At 66.9% G+C, this 18,436-nt stretch carries 16 protein-coding genes; 5 read left to right on the top strand and 11 right to left on the bottom strand.

Features of this window, described 5'->3' with window-relative positions:
• The first annotated feature begins 9 nt into the window (after positions 1 to 9).
• Positions 10 to 543 (top strand): YdeI/OmpD-associated family protein, encoded by a 534-nt coding sequence (locus tag DB30_RS01655; protein ID WP_240480138.1) that lies wholly within the window; start codon positions 10 to 12, stop codon positions 541 to 543.
• Between the two features lie 163 nt (positions 544 to 706).
• Complete coding sequence (locus DB30_RS01650) at positions 707 to 1,981, top strand: DUF4215 domain-containing protein (RefSeq protein WP_052546177.1); 1,275 nt, start codon at positions 707 to 709, stop codon at positions 1,979 to 1,981.
• Between the two features lie 56 nt (positions 1,982 to 2,037).
• On the opposite strand, the gene DB30_RS01645 is transcribed toward DB30_RS01650, so the two are convergent.
• The 3 genes from DB30_RS01645 to DB30_RS01635 form a co-directional block, all read right to left on the bottom strand.
• Positions 2,038 to 3,084 (bottom strand): histone deacetylase family protein, encoded by a 1,047-nt coding sequence (locus tag DB30_RS01645; RefSeq protein ID WP_052546176.1) that lies wholly within the window; start codon positions 3,082 to 3,084, stop codon positions 2,038 to 2,040.
• Between the two features lie 8 nt (positions 3,085 to 3,092).
• A complete protein-coding gene (locus DB30_RS01640; RefSeq protein ID WP_165703588.1) occupies positions 3,093 to 4,061 on the bottom strand; it encodes a GNAT family N-acetyltransferase in 969 nt (322 codons plus the stop codon).
• A 188-nt stretch (positions 4,062 to 4,249) separates the two neighbouring features.
• Positions 4,250 to 5,260, bottom strand: a complete 1,011-nt coding sequence (locus DB30_RS01635) for an FxLYD domain-containing protein (RefSeq protein WP_052546174.1) — start codon at positions 5,258 to 5,260, stop codon at positions 4,250 to 4,252.
• Between the two features lie 74 nt (positions 5,261 to 5,334).
• Here DB30_RS01635 and DB30_RS01630 point away from each other — a divergent pair, with 74 nt between their 5' ends.
• Entirely contained in the window at positions 5,335 to 6,696 is a 1,362-nt protein-coding gene (locus tag DB30_RS01630) for a ferritin-like domain-containing protein (RefSeq protein WP_052546173.1), read from the top strand.
• A 66-nt stretch (positions 6,697 to 6,762) separates the two neighbouring features.
• On the opposite strand, the gene DB30_RS01625 is transcribed toward DB30_RS01630, so the two are convergent.
• The 4 genes from DB30_RS01625 to DB30_RS01610 form a co-directional block, all read right to left on the bottom strand.
• On the bottom strand, positions 6,763 to 7,962 hold the full coding sequence (locus DB30_RS01625) for a CapA family protein (RefSeq protein WP_240480142.1): 1,200 nt from the start codon (positions 7,960 to 7,962) through the stop codon (positions 6,763 to 6,765).
• 247 nt (positions 7,963 to 8,209) lie between these two features.
• The gene (locus tag DB30_RS01620; RefSeq protein ID WP_052546171.1) at positions 8,210 to 9,385 is read right to left on the bottom strand and encodes a penicillin-insensitive murein endopeptidase; all 1,176 of its coding nucleotides are present in this window, start codon (positions 9,383 to 9,385) and stop codon (positions 8,210 to 8,212) included.
• A gap of 35 nt (positions 9,386 to 9,420) precedes the next feature.
• On the bottom strand, positions 9,421 to 10,074 hold the full coding sequence (locus tag DB30_RS01615; RefSeq protein ID WP_052546170.1) for a hypothetical protein: 654 nt from the start codon (positions 10,072 to 10,074) through the stop codon (positions 9,421 to 9,423).
• 115 nt (positions 10,075 to 10,189) lie between these two features.
• On the bottom strand, positions 10,190 to 10,717 hold the full coding sequence (locus DB30_RS01610; protein ID WP_052546169.1) for a GbsR/MarR family transcriptional regulator: 528 nt from the start codon (positions 10,715 to 10,717) through the stop codon (positions 10,190 to 10,192).
• Positions 10,718 to 10,830: 113 nt separating this feature from the next.
• Between DB30_RS01610 and DB30_RS01605 the strand changes: the two genes are divergently transcribed.
• Complete coding sequence (locus tag DB30_RS01605; RefSeq protein ID WP_052546168.1) at positions 10,831 to 12,660, top strand: FecR domain-containing protein; 1,830 nt, start codon at positions 10,831 to 10,833, stop codon at positions 12,658 to 12,660.
• 7 nt (positions 12,661 to 12,667) lie between these two features.
• Here the strand turns inward: DB30_RS01605 and DB30_RS01600 are convergent, their stop codons facing one another.
• Both DB30_RS01600 and DB30_RS01595 read right to left on the bottom strand, forming a co-directional pair.
• A complete protein-coding gene (locus DB30_RS01600; protein ID WP_052546167.1) occupies positions 12,668 to 13,327 on the bottom strand; it encodes a CoA transferase subunit B in 660 nt (219 codons plus the stop codon).
• 2 nt (positions 13,328 to 13,329) lie between these two features.
• Complete coding sequence (locus DB30_RS01595) at positions 13,330 to 14,025, bottom strand: CoA transferase subunit A (protein ID WP_052546166.1); 696 nt, start codon at positions 14,023 to 14,025, stop codon at positions 13,330 to 13,332.
• A 208-nt stretch (positions 14,026 to 14,233) separates the two neighbouring features.
• Here DB30_RS01595 and DB30_RS01590 point away from each other — a divergent pair, with 208 nt between their 5' ends.
• Complete coding sequence (locus DB30_RS01590; RefSeq protein ID WP_052546165.1) at positions 14,234 to 15,367, top strand: hypothetical protein; 1,134 nt, start codon at positions 14,234 to 14,236, stop codon at positions 15,365 to 15,367.
• A 1-nt stretch (position 15,368) separates the two neighbouring features.
• On the opposite strand, the gene DB30_RS01585 is transcribed toward DB30_RS01590, so the two are convergent.
• Both DB30_RS01585 and DB30_RS01580 read right to left on the bottom strand, forming a co-directional pair.
• Positions 15,369 to 17,201, bottom strand: coding sequence for a phospholipid carrier-dependent glycosyltransferase (locus DB30_RS01585; protein ID WP_052546164.1), 1,833 nt, complete (start codon positions 17,199 to 17,201; stop codon positions 15,369 to 15,371).
• On the bottom strand, positions 17,198 to 18,424 hold the full coding sequence (locus tag DB30_RS01580; protein ID WP_052546163.1) for a hypothetical protein: 1,227 nt from the start codon (positions 18,422 to 18,424) through the stop codon (positions 17,198 to 17,200). The genes DB30_RS01585 and DB30_RS01580 overlap by 4 nt, the downstream gene beginning before the upstream one ends.
• Positions 18,425 to 18,436 lie beyond the last annotated feature (12 nt).

The following is an 18,436-nucleotide window of genomic DNA, read 5'->3' as shown; positions in this document are numbered from 1 at the left end:
TTTCCGGCCATGAAACAATGGCTGGCGTGGCTGGGCGTGAACCACAAAGTCTCGGATGGGCTGTGGGTCAAGCTTGCGAAGAAGGCCAGCGGGATCGCGTCAATCGACTACGTGGAGGCCCGCGAAGGCGCGTTGATCCACGGCTGGATTGACGGTCAAAAGCGCAGCATTGACGCGCAGTACTACGCGATTCGGTTCACGCCCCGTCGCAAGCGCAGCAAGTGGTCGAAGATCAACCGCGAGATCGTCGAGGGCTTGATCGAAGAGGGCAAGCTGAAGCCCGCCGGCCTCGCGCAAGTTCAGGCTGCGCGCGCAGATGGTCGGTGGGACGCGGCCTACGCTGGCGCGGCGACAATCGAGGTCCACCCGGAGCTGCAGGCGGCGCTTGATCGCAACGCCAAGGCCAAGCGGGCGTTCGCCAAGGTCAGCGCCGCGAATCGCTACTCGATCCTCTACAATGTCAACGACGCAAAAAAGCCCGAAACGCGCGCGCGTCGGATCTCCAAGTACATTGCAATGTTGGTTGATGGCGAGGCCGGTTAGTGGGCCCGAATCGAGCGACTCGCGCCGCGTTCGCATCTGACACGCCGTGACGGTGTTCATTGAGCAATCATGACGATCAACGTGAATTGGGTCAGGGACCCACCTGGCGATCGGCGCGCGCTGACGGCCCGCGCGAGCGACTCACGCACGGGATCGTCGCTCGATGGTCGCCGCGAGCAGCCTCAGCACTGCTTGCAACGACGACACGAGCGTCACCGACGCGACCACCACGGAGACCGGCGACGGGGACGGGGACGGCGACGGAGACGGCGACCTGTGTGGCAATGAAGTGGTCGAAGACGGCGAAGAGTGCGATCTAGGCCTCGCCAACGCGGATGACGCTGCGTGTACGAGCACATGCATGGTGGCCGCGTGCGGCGACAGCCTGGTCTACGCTGGCGTGGAAGAGTGCGACGACGCGGGGGAGAGCGCCGAGTGCAATGATGATTGCACCGTGGCGGCTTGTGGCGACGCGAAGCTGAACGTGCTCGCGGGCGAAGTCTGCGACGATGGCAACGATGACGACACCGACGACTGCGTTGGGGGTTGCATCGCGGCCACCTGCGGCGACGGCTTTGTCTGGGCCGGAAACGAGACCTGCGACGACGGCAACGACATCAACGGCGACGGATGTAGCGCCATGTGCCAAGGCGAGTCGCTGGGCAAGATCTACCTCACCAGCTCAAACGGCAGCGCGGGCTTCTACGGCTACGACATCGCCAACAACAGCTGGGACACGCTGACCAACCCGCCAACGACGACGCGCAGCCAGATCACCAACGATGGCACCACCGTCTATTTGATGGGCAGCAACAACATTGTCTACAGCTACGACATCAACGACGACTCGTGGTCGAACGTGATGCCGGGCCCTGGCAACCAGGTCAGCAGCCCAATTGGCCTGTTTCACTGGTTTGACGAGGGCTTCTACTACCTCGAGGACGGGACCTCGGCCTTGTACGTGTATCGCAACAACGCTTGGAGCAACTTCGACATCGGCGGGAGCGGATCCTCCGCTGGCACCTGGGACAGCCAAAACGACGAGCTCTACATTCGGACCTGGAATCAGCTCGGGTTTCGCGTGATTGATACGACCAACGACACGGTCGCGCGGACGATCGTCGACGCCACCGCCGTGGGCGAGAACAGTCGGACCGGGTCGTACTTTGACGGCAACTTCTACTCGCGCACCAGCACCGGGGCCATTCAGCGCTTCGATTCTCAGGACGGGATGAAGACCGACACTGGCATGACGCCGACGTCCCAGCACACCGCAACGGACACCGACTTCACCAGCGGGCTCATCTACATCTCTGGCTACAGCCCCGGCACCGCGTTTCAGGTGTTTGACACCTCGGACGACAGCCTCACGACGCTGGCGAACCAGCCCAACGTCACGAATCACTCGACGATCACCGTGATGCGCGTGCCCCAGTAGGGCGTACAGTAGCGGGTGAGGGTCCGGCAGCTCGCCGGACCCTGCATGCGTTCACACTACTCCGCCAGCCCCAGCCCCGCCCTGAGCCCCCGCAGCAGCGCCACGGCGTTGCGGCCCAGGTGCTCGGTGTAATAGCCACCCTCTTGGATCGCCGCGACCGGAATCCCCATACACCCGATCCGCTCGCCCAGCGCAAAAAAATCTTCGGTGGTCAATTTGAAGTCACCGATTGGATCGCGCTCATAGGCATCCAGCCCCGCCGCGAGCACCAGATAGTCGGGCTCGAACGCCTCGATCGCCGGTATCGCGTGGGCCTCGAGCGCCTTGATGTAGTGGGCCCCGTCGATCTTGGGCTCGAGCACGAGGTTCATGTTGTACCCGCGCCCGCGGGCCTCGCCGACCTCGGACGCGAACCCACAAAAGAACGGAAAGTACTCGCGCGGGTCCCCGTGCAGGGAGATCGTCAACACCTTCTCATCGCGCAAGAACAGGCTCTGGGTGCCGTTGCCGTGGTGGAAGTCGATGTCCAAGACAACGACCCGGCCGGCCCGACGCAAGACCTTGGCCGCGACCCCAGAGTTGTTGAAGTAGCAGTAGCCACCAAACAGATCGCGCTGGGCGTGGTGGCCAGGGGGCCGCGAGAGCGCGTAGGCAAGCTTGGCCCCCTTGCGCAGGGTGTCGGCGGCCGAGCGGGCACACGCGGCGCTCCAGGTCGCGGCGCTGAGGGTCTTGGCGTTGAGCGGCGTGCCCGAGTCAAAGCAAAACGCGCCGGCTTGGCGGATGTTGTTGGGGTCGCCCTCGCCGCGCTTGAGCTTGGGAAACACGGTTGGGTAGAAGTCCGTGTCTTCGGGGATCTGCTCGGCGGTCGCGTAGAGGTTGAGCAGCTGCAGGCTATGCAAGCCACGCAGGGCGCTGGCGGGGATCGGCTTGGGCTCGCGAACCTCGAAGTCCTCGCGGGCGTTGCCAACGGCGGTCAAGATTGACTCCGCGCGGGCGGTGGTCTCGGGGTGGGCGATCTTCTCGCCAAACGCCCACTCGTAGCGCGGCTTGAACTCGAGCTGCAGTGGGTTGAAGAACACAGGGGTGCGCTCGCGTGTGCTCACGGCGACCCCTAGCCCGGGTGGGTGTCCAGGCGCCGCGACATGATGTTCATGTCTTCGATGCCGGAGCCGATCCGACACGACTGGCGCATGGTCCCGTTGAACGAGAACCCCAGCCGCGCGAACGCCAAGTTGACCCCTGGAATCCGGGCCCGCGCGAGCGTGAACGCGGTTGGGTACTCGAGCGCGCGCAGGTCGTCCATGAGATCCAGCAGCACGTTCTGCATGAGCCCGCGACCGCGGTGGCTGGGTCGGGTCGCGCAGTCGGTGAGCTCGGCCGTGCGCGCGTCGAGGATTAGATCTGCGCTCGCGCAGGCGACGACGCGGCCGTCGTCCTCGACCAGGCGAAACGGCGTGCCGTCGGCGATCGCGGCGGCGACGTACTCGGGGTCACCCGAGGGCGTGGGGTAGGCAGAGAAGGTCTCGTCGAGCAAGGCCGCGATCGCGGGCGCGTCTTCGACGGTCGCGCGGTGGGTCTCGATGCGCGGTCGCGCGGGCGCTGGTGGCTCCGCCGCAGCCGTGACCTTGGCTTCGTGCGCGGCGAGCAGCGCCTTGACCTCCGCGACTTCGCGCGGGTGGGCCAGATCGCCGCGGTTGGCGTCGGGGTACGCACCCATGACGGCGCAGGCGACCTCGCCCGCGTAGAAGCCCGGGATCAGGCCTTCACGCTCGAACCCGACCTGCTTGAGGCCGTCTTCGACCTGGGGCCGCACAAACGCGACGACGCGGCCGCGATCGAGCTGCTCGGCGGCGGCGAGCAGTGACCGACCAAGCGAGGCGCCGCGCGGACTGCCAGGGTGATCGCAGCGGATCCGATCGGAGTAGACGTCGTCGCGCGCGTGGACCGAGGACGCGCCAGCGACCTTCAGGATCAGCTCGTGGGGATCATCTTGCTCGACTTGCTCACCGGGCCCGCCATGGATCGCGGGCGCAGCCGAAGGAGCGAAGGTTGGGTTCGCTGCTAAGAAATTCTCAATCATCATCCGTCCCTACGGATAACACGATATAGCCAATGCGCCAATGCGAGCAAAACGGCTCTGCGTGCCGTTCTGCTATGTTTGCGAGGGGATTGTGATTGCGCACATTGGAATTTGTGCTCAGTACCGGCGAGGGTTTCCCGCTTGCGGATGGCGCACGTGGACTGACTCACGGTGGCCCGCGCGAGAGCTCAGTCTGCGATTTTCCCGGTGACAGAGAACTCGAAGTGATCGACCGCCTCTGCGGTTGCGAAGTTGTTCGAGTAGCGGGCCGAGCCGCCCGGTGTGAGCACTTCGCCGTCGGCGAAGGTGCTGCCCACACCAACCAACTTGCCGTCCTTGTCGAGCGCCTGGATCTCGATCTCGACGAACTTGGCGCCGAGCGTACCCTCGTTGAACACCTTGCCCTCGAGCTCCCAGCGATTGTCGCCGTACTTGGCCGGCCGCGGCGTGCCGGGCTCGACGCGCAGGCCCTCGACGAGCTTGGGGATGTAGCTGGCCTTGCGCGGCACGACCTCGTAGCGGACCGAGGCGTGGGCGGGTGGATCTTGCACCAAGATCTTGATGGGCGAGCTCTCGTCTGGCCCAAGCACGTCGCGCTCGGCGTAGCCAAAGTCGGTGGTGAGCTCGGTGCCCGCTTCGTCGAGCAGGACCGCGATGACCTTGGGCTTGTCGATTGGAAAGGGCGAGGTGTTGGTGACCACGCCCAGCGCGTAGAACGAGGTCTGGTAGCCGGTCTGGATCCGGTGAAAATCGAAGCTAGCGGTAGCGAGGATCTCGGGCTCGGGCGTGGCGGCGACCGGCGCGGGCGCGACGACCGAGCTGCGGGGGGCGACCTCGGCCGGGTCCTCGCTGCTCGCCGGTACGGCCACCGCCACCGGCTTGGACCTGGCGCCTGGCGCGGACGCGGACGCGGACGCAGAGTTGGACGCGGACGGCTTGGCCCTCCAGCCCATGAGAAACACCCCCCCAGCGAGGCCAACCCCGAGGAGCACCGTGACCAGTCCAAGCACGAGCGCGGTGGCGGGCTTTTGCTGGGTCGGCCCGTTGACGTTGACGTTGACGACGGCTGGGCCCGCCGCGGGTGTCGGCGTACGGCGGAACTGGGTCTCGCAGTAGCGGCAGAAGTACTCGTCGTTGGCGTTTGGGCCCGAGGCTCCGGGCGCACGGCATGAAGGGCAGACCAGGGCTTCGGTCGACACGGCGGGACCATAACCCAATGGCAGGGCGAACAGAATTGATCCCGTGCTCGGGCGCCGACTGATAGACTATTGGCATGGCTGATTTGGATCACGACCAGGTGGATGCGCGGGCGTTGGTAGCGGCCCGGCGGCTACGCTGGAGCATCATCAAGCAGCTTGGCCTGGTGTCTCCGCTACTGGTGCCGCTGGGCTGCTCGGGCAGCACGCCCAACGATGGCGACGACGGCGGGGTGACCACCAATCCCAGCAGCAGCGACGCCGATACGCTCGACACCGCCGACACGCTCGACACCGCTGACACGCTCGACACCGCTGACACGCTCGACACCAACGAGTCCGGCGAGTCCACCGACGGCGCGGCCGAGACCGGCAGTACGGACGAGGGCTCGAGCGACGTCACCGACGACGGCGGCGTCAAGCTCGATCTACCACCGCAGCCCGAGTGCACGCAGCGGTGGCTCGGTCCCGAGCAGGTCGCCGAGGAGTTTCCAAGCTGCGAGTTTGGACCCTTCGATCCCAACCTCTACGTCGAGTACGTCGAGCTCTGCGTCGAGCTCGGCGATGGCACCACCTGCGACGACATCTGCACCGAGAGCTGGTGTGAGGGCATGGAGGTCTGTTTTTGGGGGGAGCCGCTCGAGTCGTGCGGTGTGTTCGAGCAGCCTGGGGCCTGCTGCTTCGTGTTCACGAGCGAGCCGCTGCCGCCGATCGGTCGTCCCTTCGTGGTCGCAGGTCAGGCCAGGCTCGCGCAGCTCGAAGGCGCCGGGCCAGACTCGCGGGTGGCTGCGCACTGGCTCGAGATGGCCCGCGGGGAGCATGCGTCCGTCGCCGCGTTTGCGCGGTTTGTCGGGTTGTTGCAGCGTCATGCTGCGCCCGCGCGATTGGTCGCCGAAGCGATCGCGGCAGCCGGCGACGAGGCCCGCCACGCTCGTCACGCGCTGCAGCTGGCGTCGCGCTTTGCTGGGCGGCCGCTCGCGCTTGGTGGGCTCTCGGTCAGCGGTGCGGCGAGCGAAGACTTGCCCGCCGCGCTGCGGGCCGCGGTGGTCGAGGGCTGCATCGGCGAGACCTTGGCGGCGCACGAGGCGGCGTGCCTGGCCGCGCACGCCAGCGACGAGCAGGTGGTCGAGGTCCTGCGCGAGATCGCCAGCGATGAGGCGCGTCATGCCGCGCTGGCCTGGCGGTTTGTGGCGTGGGCGCTCGCGGCCCACCCGGAGCTCCGGCCGATCGTCGAGGTCGCCTTCGCGCAGGCCGATCTGGCGCCAGATCGCGGGGAGTCCGTCACGTCCGAGGATAGTGATCGCGTACGCGATCTGCTCGCGCTCGGTTGTCCGTCGCCCTCCCAGCGCGCGCAGTGGCGCCGCGTCGCCCAAGCGCAGCTCATTGGTCCGTGCGCAGAGCAATTGCTTGGGCTCGGGCCGGCCGCGGCCGTGGTCTGAGGGCAGTAGCGAGCGCAGGATCGCGGTCGCGCTGATGTGGACGGCGCGGATCCTGATGAAGCTGGGCTACAAGGGCGTCGCGCTGTGACACCCGCGCAAGCCCGCGACGACTAGATCCTCGCTGGCAGCCTCGCCGTTCGGGTCAGCGCGCACGAGCTTGGTGCCGTGCGACGCCGACAGCTGCTCGAGCCGCTGACGGACCTGCCGACCGCGCTGGCCTTGGGCGGGCTCGGGGTGCCAGCCGGGCTGCCGAACGATATACGCCGGATGAAACCGGGCCTCGTCCAAGCAGGGTCGCGCGCTGGCGGGCATGTCCCGATAGCGCACGCGCAGCACCCCCGTCATGCCCGGTCGGTGGTCGTTGCGAGGAAACAAGAAGTTGCCGAGCGAGTAGGCGATGAGCCCGTCGTGGTCGTCCCCGCTCGAGTGGCGCTCGATCGCTTGCAGCACGTGGGGGTGGTGTCCAATCACCAAGTCCACGCCGTTGTCGAGCAAGGTCCGGGCCGCGATCTTGTTCGAGTTGCCGACGTCGTTGGCGTACTCGCTGCCCCAGTGTACGACGACGATCAGCAGATCATGATCGGCCCGCGCGCTGGCGATGATCGGCAGCAGCCGCTCGCGGACCTGCCCAAGCGAAGTGAAGGGCAGCTGCGGGCCATCGCGCACGCCAACATGGTTGCGCAAGGTCGCAAACGCGACGAAGCCGATCCGCCAGCCTTGAACCTCGAGGGTCTCGACCCGCAGCAGCGGGTCTTCGGTGCGCGAGCTGCCGATCGCAAATAACCCAGCATCGGCCAGCACCTGCGGCCCCTCGAGCTGACCTTCGACGCCCAGATCGAAGTAGTGATTGTTGGCGAGCGACATCACCGTGAAGCCCCCGCGCAGCAGCTGATCCATGTGCGCGGCCGAGGTCCCAAACCGCCACTTGTTGCTGCTTGGCGACAGCGGTGGAACCTCGAACATCGCGGGGCTCTCGAGGTTGCCCACGACCACATCCGCGGCCAGCTGCGAAGCGACCCTTGCGAACGGGTCGTCCGCGGGCGGGTGCATCTGGGCAAAGAACTCCTCGCCCCGATGCACGAGGTAGCGACCCAGCACGACATCGCCAACAAAGGTCAGCTCGAGAGTCTCGGCGCGCGCGGGTGGGACCGGCTCGGCCTCGACGGGCGCCACCACCAAGTGCGGTTCGGGTCCAGACGCCGGAGCTTCCGGGTTGGCACGGCCGACATGCGTGGGCGGCCGTTGCTCGATACAGCCAACCAACATCAAGCTCACGAGCCCAAAGCCCCTCGTGCCCGTCCTCAAAGCACGCTCGCGAAGCCAGCGACCGCAAACCGCGAAGGCGCCCGTGGGGTCATAATTGAACACGTAAATGGAGAGGCACCCAACAGCAGCAGGTGGTCAGACGAGAGCCCCCTGCTAGGGGGCCACACATACCCCTGCGAACAAACGGCCCGTTGGGAGCGAGCGAAGCGAGTGACCGCGAAGTGCGAAGGCGGCTGTGGGGTAACAATCACTTGTCTTCGCAGCGAGTTTCATTGGGGGCGCAGTTGAAGCGCACGTGAATGTGCGCAGTGTGCCCAGACTGATTGCGGACGATCCCATTGTTGTGTCCGCTCTTCTCGGGGTACTGCAGCACGTGCTCGATCGTGGCTTGGTCCGCGCCTGCCCGCTTGGCGGCGGCCAGCAGGTGCTTTTGACGATCCGTGGTCAGATAGATCGTCTGGACTTCGCCCGTGTCGACGAGCGCCATGACCAGGCCCCACAGCGCGTCCCAGTCGACGTCGCTGATCTGCTCGGCCGAGCCGCCGCGGGCGACCACGGGCAGGCGAATGTCGACGTCGCGACCGCTGCGGTGCGAGGAGTGGGGCTTGAGCTTGCCGCCGCCTTGCTTGCTGATCGCCCCGATCTTGAGCGCGCCCGTGAAGCCCGAGTCGCGCCGCCAGCGGGCGATGGCGAGCTGCAGGTTGTCCAGGGTGTGGCTGCTGCCGTAGGCCTCGTCGGGCCGGCGCAGGGTGTAGAGCTGCTTGTTCTCTGGCAGCTGCAGCGCGTTGATGAGCTTGCCGTTGCTGGGGGTGCCAACCGAGATCGAGCCCGTGCGGATCTTGACCAGCGGCAGCGGAGCCAACGCGGCGTCGTTGGCAGCGGTCTCACCCGCAGGGCCTGCTGGCTTGGGTTGCTTGACCGCCGGCTCGACCCAGATCACCAGCTTCTGCCCAGCCTTGAACGCCTTGGGCACCTTGGGGTTCCAGCGCAGGCGCAGCAGGTCGGGATCTACGTTGTGGGCCTTGGCGATCCGGTTCCAGGTGTCGCCCGACTTGACGATGTACTCGAGCTTTTGCTGCGGCGGCGGGGCGTGCTTGGTCAGCACGCGGAGCGAGCGGCCGGCGAAGATCTTGGGATCCTTGGGGTCGAGCTTGTTCCAGCGGATCAGCGAGTCGGTGCTGACCTTGTAGCGGGTGGCGATGTCGCCAAGCCGCTCACCGGGGATGATCCGGTGCTTGATCCACGTGGCCTTGGCTTCGCTGGCTTCCCCGGCTTCCCTGGCGTCTTTGGTGCTCGCTGGGAGTGGCTCGGACGCGGACGCGGGCGCGCTCACGGTCAGCGGCAGCCACACGCCAGCGAACACGAGCGCGAACAGGCTGCGGCGACCCGAGTGGTGTCGGGCGAATGCGGGACGGCGTGTCAAAAGCGGCGCACAGGATACCCAAGGCTGAGCGAGCTTCAAGCTTGGATTTCGTGACCCGCCCGCGCTGAAAATTGCTGGGCCTGGGTCGTATACGCGCCCGATTCGTAGCGCGTTCGGAGCTTGCTGTCGGTCTCCAGCAGCTCAGCGCAGCGACGCAGGGCGATCGCGTGTGCGTACGAGACGCCTCCGTAGATGACCAACGTGGCCGCGACCGGGAGCAAATCCGTGCCGCCTGCGAGCGGCAGGATCATCGCGAGCGTGACGCCGACGGCGTTCAGAACCAGGGCGTAGGTGCACAGCTGCCGTGCCTTGGCCGCGGCGCCCGGGTCCCTTCGCAGCAGCGCGTAGCCGACTCGCCAGATCCGAACCGCGAGGATCAGGCCGGGGATCGAGACCAACCCGATGCCCGCCACGAACAGCCCCACCAACCCAAGCAGCCCGCCGGGCACCGCCATTTGGCCCATGTAGATCGACCACAGGGCAGTCCGGCGGATCAGCTTGGGCGCGCGGTTTTGGACTACCACGTCGCGGGTGGGCACTGAGCCGGCCGATTGGCGAAAGGGGCCAACGTGTGACGCGATCTCGCGTCGCTCGAAGCGGACCCACCGCGCTCGATGTCGGCGCTCGCAGGCCGTGTAGGTAAACAGTCCACCGAAGACAAACAGGGCGACGACGATGACGGGTTCCATGCTGGTTTCTCGCGGCCGAGCAGACGCCGGGGGTGGCGTCGTTGTTCATATACTTTCAGAAAGTTCTGAAAGTTCAAGATGAAACGACATGGACCCGTCAGCCGACTCGTCCAGCCTACTTGAGCCACTTCAGGATCGCCGGGATCACCTTGCTCTGCTCGGACGCCGAGATCCGCTCGAGCACAGAATTGGCAGTCTGGACGAACTGCGCGAGCTCGGTCAGCTGCTTGTGGAAGGCCTTGGCCTTGGCGCTGCGCAGACCCTTGGTGCCGGCGAGGCAGGACTCGAGCAGGGCCAGGGCCGGCTCGATCTCGCGGCGCTTTCGTTCGCGGGCGATCGTACAGAAGATCGTCCATACGTCTTTTTCAGCCTCGAAGTACTCGCGGCGCTCGCCCTCGACGATCACCCGCCGGACCAGCCCCCAGCCAACGAGCTCGCGCAGGTTGGTGTTGGCGTTGCCCCGGCTGGCGCCGAGCTCGGCCATGACCTCGTCGGTTGACAGCGGGACGTCGCTGACCAGCAGCAATGCGTGGATCATTGCCATTGTGCGGCTGACCCCCCAGCTGGTCCCCAGCGCGCCCCAGCTGCGAACGAAGGTCTGCCGGGCGTCCTCGAGGGGATCGCCGCTCGCGTCGTCGCTCATGACTTTCGATACTTTCCGAAACCGCTGAACACAAGGGGGGAGCAGGGGGCGTTGGGCCGCAGCTCGAAAAGTCCGCACGCGCGCAGCAAACCACGCGAGACTCGCGCTAGGCAATGGAACGGTCTGGGCAAACTGAACGGTCGCACTCGCCCGAGAGCGTCATCGATCTCGCTGGCGCGGAGCTGGTGCAGTCGGTCTTTCGCACCACCAACGCGCTGCTCGCCAGCCCCAGCGACGCGGAAGAGGTCGCGCTAGATGCCCTGGTCAAGCTCCACAAGAAGCTGACCGAGCTGGCCAGTGGCAACGCCGCCGAGGCGGCCTCGGAGGTGCTCACGGCCTGGCTGCAAGGCCTGCCTGCGTGGCTGGATCAGGTCGCGGTGAGCAAGTCCAAGGGCCGGGCGCCCAAGCGCAAGCGGCACTCTCGCAAGCTCGACGAGCTCGCGCACTTGCACGAGCAGGCCAGCGACCGGAGCAACCCCAAGCAAGTCGCGGCCATGTTGGTCAAGGAGCTGCTCACCTATCTGCCAGGGCGGCATCGCTTCGTGTATGTGCTCGTCGCGGGGCTGGGTCACACCCAGGCCCGGGTCGCCGAGCTTCTGCATCTCGAGCTGGCCCAAGTCACCCGCACGCTGACGGTGGTCGAGACCAAGCTTGGCGAGTTTGGGGCCCACGCGCCGGTCGCCAAGGCGATGGCGGCGGGGTTGGCTGGCGACGGCGGGTCGCCGCTGCACGACTACATGCAGGTGTTTGGTGGGCCAGACGCGGCAACGGAGGCCCGGATCAGGCGGCGCTTCGAGTCGCACCTGCGCGAGGGGGCGGGCCACCTGGATCTCTCGGGCGACTCGTTTCACGCGGGGCAATTTTCAGGCTCGCACTTTCGGCTCGAGGCGATCCGGCCCGAGACGCTTGGGCGATCGGCCGAGTTGGAGTCGGGGATCCACGAACCAGACCCGACGTCGCCCGAACCTGGCTTGGCGCAGCCCGAGCTGGACGCGTCTGGCCTGGCGCCGGGTCGGGGCCGCCAGGGTCTCGCGTGGGGGATCGCGGCGATCGCTTGCGTGGCGGTGGTCGTGCTCGCGGTCTCGCAGCTGCGAATGAGCGAGCGGCTCGCCGCGCTCGACGAGAAGACCCACGAGCTCGTCGAGGTTGGCGCAGCGCAGCCCGCTGACGAAGGGCCGCCGCTGCTCGAGCCAGGCAGCTTCGCCGAGCTCGAGCACGGCAGCCGCGTCGAGCCCTCAAAAGACGCCGTCGCCAAGCTGGTGCGCAGCGACAGCAAGGGGGCAGAGATCGCGCTGTCGGCCGGCTCGGTCAGCCTTCACGTCAAGCGCTACGACGGCGCGACCTGGGTGGTTCACGCGGGTCGCTACAACATCGTTGCGACGGCGGCACGGTTTCGCGTGAGCTTCACGGACGCGGTGCCCGAGGTCGAGGTGTTTCAGGGCAAGGTCCGGGTCAGCGGCGGCTTGCTTGGCCCAGAGGGGGTCGAGGTCAGCTCTGCAGTGCACACATTGGCCGCGATGATGGCGACCAGCGAGCAGGCGCTGCCGCCACCCGAGATGCTTGGCGCGCCGGTCGACCCGGTCGCGGGCGCCGACGCAGCGGAGCCCACGGGCTACGTGGATCCGCTCGCCCATGACGAGATGTTTGGTCGCGCGCTCGCGCTGCGCGGCACCAAGCCCGACGAGGCCGAGGCGTTGTTTCGTCGGCTCGTGGATCTTGGCCGCGACGACTGGGTGACCGAGCGCGCGTTCGAGCAGCTGCGCACCATGGTCGCGCCTGATCAGCGCGAGGCGCTGCGGCAGGCGTACGCCGAGCGGTTTACCGACGGGATGTTCGCCGAGCCGTTCGCCGCGCTGGGCTGTCAGGCGCTCGAAGATGACGCGGCGGACAGCTGCTGGACCGACTTCGCAGAGAAATTTCCGAACTCGCTCTACGGGCCGTGAGCCCCGCTCAGACCCGAATGACGGGCAGCTTGCCCGGGGGCAGCTTGATCTCGCACTCGGACTTCTCGCGGATCTCTTCCACGGTGACGCCCGGCGCAATCTCCACGAGCGTGCACCCCTGTGGCCCAAGCTTGAAGTAGCCGAGATCCGTGACCAGCTCGTGAACCACGCGCTTACCCGTGAGCGGCAGCTTGCACTGCTTGAGCAGCTTGTGATCGCCGGACTTGTTGACGTGATCCATGGTCACGATCACCCGCTTGGCGCCGGCGACGAGATCCATTGCGCCGCCCATGCCCTTGACCTTCTTGCCGGGGATCATCCAGTTGGCGAGGTCGCCGTGCTCGCTGACCTCCATGGCCCCGAGCACGCACAGATCCAGGTGGCCGCCGCGGATCATTGCGAAGCTGTCGTGGCTGCCAAAGAAGCTGGCGCCCGCGATCGCGGTGACGGTTTGCTTGCCGGCGTTGATGAGATCGGCGTCGACCTCTGCCTCGGTTGGAAACGGGCCGATGCCGAGCAGGCCGTTCTCACTGTGCAGCACCACCTGCATGCCCTTGGGGACATGGTTGGCGACCAGCGTGGGCATGCCGATGCCAAGGTTGACGTAGTAGCCGTCGCGCAGCTCTTTGGCCACGCGCATGACGATTTGTTCGCGAGTCATCGCCATGGTCAGGCCTCCCTCGTGGTGCGAAATTCGATCTGCTTGTCGTAGGACGGGCCAACGATGATCCGATTGACGAAGATCCCAGGCGTGTGGACGGTGTTGGGATCGAGCTCGCCGGGCTCGACGAGCTCTTCAACCTCGGCGACGGTGATTGTCGCCGCGGTGGCCATGGCCTGGTTGAAGTTGTTGGCGGTGTGCCGGTAGATCAGGTTGCCGTGGCGGTCGCCCTTCCAGGCCTTGACCAGCGCGAAGTCGGCCTTGAGCGGGGCCTCGAACACGTACCAGCGGCCGTCGATCTCGCGGACTTCTTTGCCCTCGGCGACGGGGGTGCCGTAGCCGGTTGGCGTGTAGAACCCACCGATCCCCGCGCCGCCGGCCCGGATCCGCTCCGCCAGGGTGCCCTGGGGGACCAGCGTGACCTTCAGCTGGCCGGACAAGAACAGCCGCTCGAAGGTCTTGTTCTCGCCCACGTACGAGCCGGTCATGCTGCGCACCTGGCCAGCGTCTAGCAGCACGCCCAAGCCGACGCCGTCGATGCCACAGTTGTTGGAGATGATGTCGAGATCTTTGTGGCCGGCGGCGTGCACGGCTTTGATCAGGTTCTCTGGGTTGCCGCACAACCCAAAGCCACCGGACATCAGGGTGATACCGTCGCGCATGCCCTCGATGGCGGCGCTGGCGGAGGGGTAGGTCTTGTCCATGGAGCGCGCAGTGTCGCGCGCGGTCCGGTCGCGAGGCAAGGCTTCTTTTTGCGCGCTGGTTGGGCCTTGACGCGTGTAAGAGCGTAGAAGTCTGGACGTGTCTTGGCGAAGGAAGATCAACATGCAACGAACCAATTCTAAACTTGGGTCGAAACTTGGGTCGAAACTTGGGTCGATACTCGGGTCGATACTCGGGCTGCTTGGCTGTGTGGCGGTGGGGCTGTGCGGGTGCCAACCGGGTGAGGCCGATGATGGCGACGGCCCAACCGAGACGAGCTCCGACACCGAGACGAGCTCCGACACCGAGACGGACACCGGGGGCAGTCCCACGGACGCGGAGGGGCGCAGGCCGTGGGTCGATGACTGGGAGATCGTCGGCGCGGGTCCGGCCGAGGGCCTCGAGCTGTTGTCGATCGGTGATCGCGTGTCGAGTGACAACTTCGCCAACCGCGGCGACATCGAGGTCAACTACGTCGAGGGCGCGACGGAGATCACGATCGAGATGCAGCGCTTCTCACTCAGCAAGATGAGCTGGGCCCAGAACGCGTTCGACCGCATGCTGCCGTGGCTCTACGATCTCCCCGCCCCGGCGCCGCCCGACACGCTCAGCCAGAACGACGCGTGCTGGGCACCGGGGACCACTGCGTGTTATGTGAGGGTGTTCTACGACGGTCTAATTCAGCCACTGCGCGACGGGGCCAACTTTCGCGTCACGATCCCCGCCGGCTGGGATGGCGCGCTGCTGCTGGTGACCTCGGACAATCTGCATGAGGGCATTGAGGACTACCCGGATCGCAGCGACGTCACCGTGGATGGGCTGGCGGGCTCGGTAGACGTGGACCTGGACTCGGGAAATGTAGCGATCCGTCTCGACCCCAACACAAACCATTATGCGGGGTGTCCAGACAATGACGCTTGCGTGATGTCGGGCTACGCGCCAGGCTGCGGCTGCTTCGAGCCGACCACCGTGAGCGTGGCAAACAGCGCAGGGCAGGCGTCAAACGTGACCGTCGATGTTGGCGATGCCGACCATTGGTACACGGTGATCCTCGAGAATCGGGCGATCCTCGGGCCTGGGGAGTCGGGTTGTAACGCGACCATCGATTGCGCGGCGTTCGCTGATTGTCAGCTCGACCCGGAGTTTGCCGATGTCAACGGAAAGCAGCGGGGCGAGGTCAACTATCCGGGTGATCCCGCGATCCCAGGCGCCGGGATTCGCATCGCGCTCATCAGCGAGAGCTGCGACGACGTGGCCTATGTCAACGGGCCAGAAGACTACGAAAACCCCGAGATGCCGGTTGGAGAGCGCGGTCACCTCGAGGTTTGTGTTGGCTGCCTGTAGGCTACGGGCGCTGATAGACAATGGTCACGGGCACATCGTCGAGGGTCAGGACCATCGCGGGCTGCACGGTCCCAAACCGATCCCAGATCTCGATCTCGTCGCTGAGCATGTGCTTTTCGGGGAACAGCAACGCCGCGTCGGCGCGGCCAAGGCCGTTGGGTTGCCAGCCAGGCCAGCGACCTTCTCGGCGGTACTGTTCAACTGCGAGTTGGTGGACGTCGTGCAAATACACGCGCTCGGCTGGCAGCACGCCTTGCTCGAGCAGGGGCACGACCGCGTGGCCCCAATAGCCACGGTTGAGCCCGGTCGCGGCCGCGCCTCGGGCACCGCCAGCGAGGGGTGCGTACTGCGAGAGGTTGAACGGGTGCCCGTGAATTGTCGCCCACGCGCCGGGGGCCAGCACGGCGATCAGCACCACCGGCGGCGCCCGGCGCAGCAGCTTGGGCCAATCACGCAAGAGCGTGCGGGCCCGCCACCACAGCCGGCCCCAGGCCATCGCGGCGAGCAAGGCCATGAACGGGTAGGCGGTCAGCCAGTGCTTGGTGCCGCCGAAGATCGGGATCCAAGGTAGGGCGATCAGCAGCAGCGGAAACGCGGCCAGGCCAACGTACAAGAGCGGCTCTTCGCGGCCCTCGAAGCTTGGCAGCGGCGCGACCCAGCGGGGCTGCGGGTCGTCGCTGCGTGGCCGTCGTCGCCTGCGCCCGCGGTTGTCGCCAAACCGACCCAGGTGACGCAGCGCGCGGGGCGTACGAATGGTCCGCATCGTCAGCAAGAAGCCGACACACGACAACAACAAGAGCGCGCTCGGGACCGTCGCCCAGGTCATCACGAACGGGTAGGTGATCGGCAGCGGCGGGCGGTTGTAGTTGTGCCCGAGAAACTCCATGTTGTAGTAGCTGTGCTCGCTGTGGAACGCGAAGTATTCGCCCAATCGCGCGAAGGTGTCGTCCCACATCCACGGCCACAACAACAGGGCGACCAGCGGGCCAAGCACGGCCATGCTGATCAGCGGCAGCGGCACAATCTGGGTGAGCCGCGGGCGTTGGCCCTCTTGCCGCCAGCGCAGCGCCAAGCACACCCACAGGTGCAGGGCCAGGAGCGGGCCCATGAACAGCGCGTTGTGCTTGACGGCGATCGCCACCCCCAGCAGCGGCCCGATCGCCAGACCCCACCGCCAGTCGCTGAGCGCCCGCAGCCAGACCAGCGCGAGCAGCAGGGTCATTGTGGCGATCGGGACATCGAAGGCGTGCAAGCTGGCGTGAAAGGCCACGCGCGGGAGCAAGATGAAGTAGCCAGCCGCGAGCAGGCCGCCAAGGTAGCCGCCGCCAAGTCGGTGGCCGGTTGCGCACAGCAGCGTGACCGCCAGTCCAGCGAGGAGGATCGCGGGTAAGCGCATCGCCGCGCCCTCTCGCATCCAGTGCCACCTGCCGCCCTCGACCACCGCGAGCTCGCTTCGCCAGGCGCGCTTGCGTGGGTTGCTGATCGCGTTGATCTCGGCCACGACCTCGGGCGCGGGGGGCTCGGCGAAGGTCCGCGCGGACATGCCCGCCGCGAGCTTCATCAGCGCGGGGTGCTCGTGGTTGATGCCAAAGTAGCGATCACGGATCTCGGGGGTGTTGGCCTCGCTGCCCTGTTCGAGCCAGCGGGCGACCCAAGCCGCGTAGTGCCGCGATGACTCGAGGTACACGCCCTCGTCGCGTACGTAGCCGATCTGCGCTTCACCGCGCAGCAGCACCAGCACCGTCAGCACGCCGAGCAGCGCCGCGAGCAGGCGTGGGGATTTCAGCGCTTGGAGCACGCGCACGCGCAGCGTGGGTGGGGACAGCTCGCTCACGGGGTCGCGCTCCCTTCTTCAAAACCACGCAGCTCCACGCACAACGAGTCGGTGGGGGTGTCGCGGTGGCCATCGCGCTGCCAGGTGCCCGCGACCGTGGACGTGACGCGCAGCTCGAGCTCGTGCTTGCCAGCGGGGGTTGCGAGCGCGAACGCGGCCCAGCCTTGATCGTCGGTGAACACCCAGCGCGCGGCGGCGGCTCCATCGAGCCACAGCTCCAGGCGCGCGGTCGGGTCGGCGCGCAGGCGTGAGTTGAAGTCGGCGAAGCCCACGTGGCCCCGGATGTGGTCGCCAAGCTCGAGCTCGCCCAGGTTGATGGCTGCGGTCACGCCGTCGCCAAGCTCGAGCACCAAGCAGCGTCGGGGGCGATAGTCGATCTCGACGGTGCGCAGCGAGACGCGGCCCTCTTTGCAGTCCCAGGTCCCCGTGCCGCCGCGACACCGACCCTGCGCAGTGGTGATCGTGTGGACCGACTCGAGCAGCGAGAAGCGCTCGGTGCCGATGTCTTGTTCGTACTCTTGCAGCGACAGCTCGCCGACGTCGTGAACGCTGATCAGCTTGGGCCGCGGCAGGCCCTCGAGCTCGGCGCGCAGGGGGCCTCGCCAGGGGCGCTCGCGCTTGTGGGTGAGCAGCCAGAACCGGGGGAAGCTGCGCAGATCCGGGTAGGCCAGCGCGTCCCAGCTGCGGGTCTGCGGCAGACGCATGCGCGCGCTTGGGCCAAGCCACTCGCTGGCAACGATCACGGGCTCGGTCGCTTCGCTGGATTGGTTGGCGAGCACCGTGGCGACTTCGTCCCAGTCGGCCTCGCCGATCCGCTCGCGGTACTCGAGGAACGCGGAGATCGACTCGATGGCCGCGAGCGCGCAGAGCAGGCCGAGCAGGATGACTGCGCCGTTGGGGCGGATCAGCCGAACGGCGGCGTGGTGCCTGGGCGCGGGAGGAGGGGGAGGGCGCTTCGGGGGTGGCGTCGGTGGTTCCGGGTCGGGTGGAGTGTCGGGCGCGAGGTCGGCCGCGACCTCGACGGGTGTGTCGACCGCGGGGGCCAGCGCGTCGGCGGTGAGCGCCGACGGTGGTTCCGCGAGCGCGTCGGCATCGAGCGCCGACGCAGGCTTGGGCGACGCGTCGGCATCGAGCGCAGGGGTCGGCTCGGTCGTCGCGTCGGTTGGGTGGTCCGCGGCGTCGCCCGCCGCGACCTCGCCGGGACCCTCGTGCGGGTCGGGCACATCGGGATGCTA

Source organism: Enhygromyxa salina, assembly GCF_000737335.2.
Lineage (GTDB): Bacteria > Myxococcota_A > Polyangia > Nannocystales > Nannocystaceae > Plesiocystis > Plesiocystis salina_C.
Note: the sequence above shows the minus strand (reverse complement) of the source record. Positions and strands in the feature narration are given on the sequence as shown.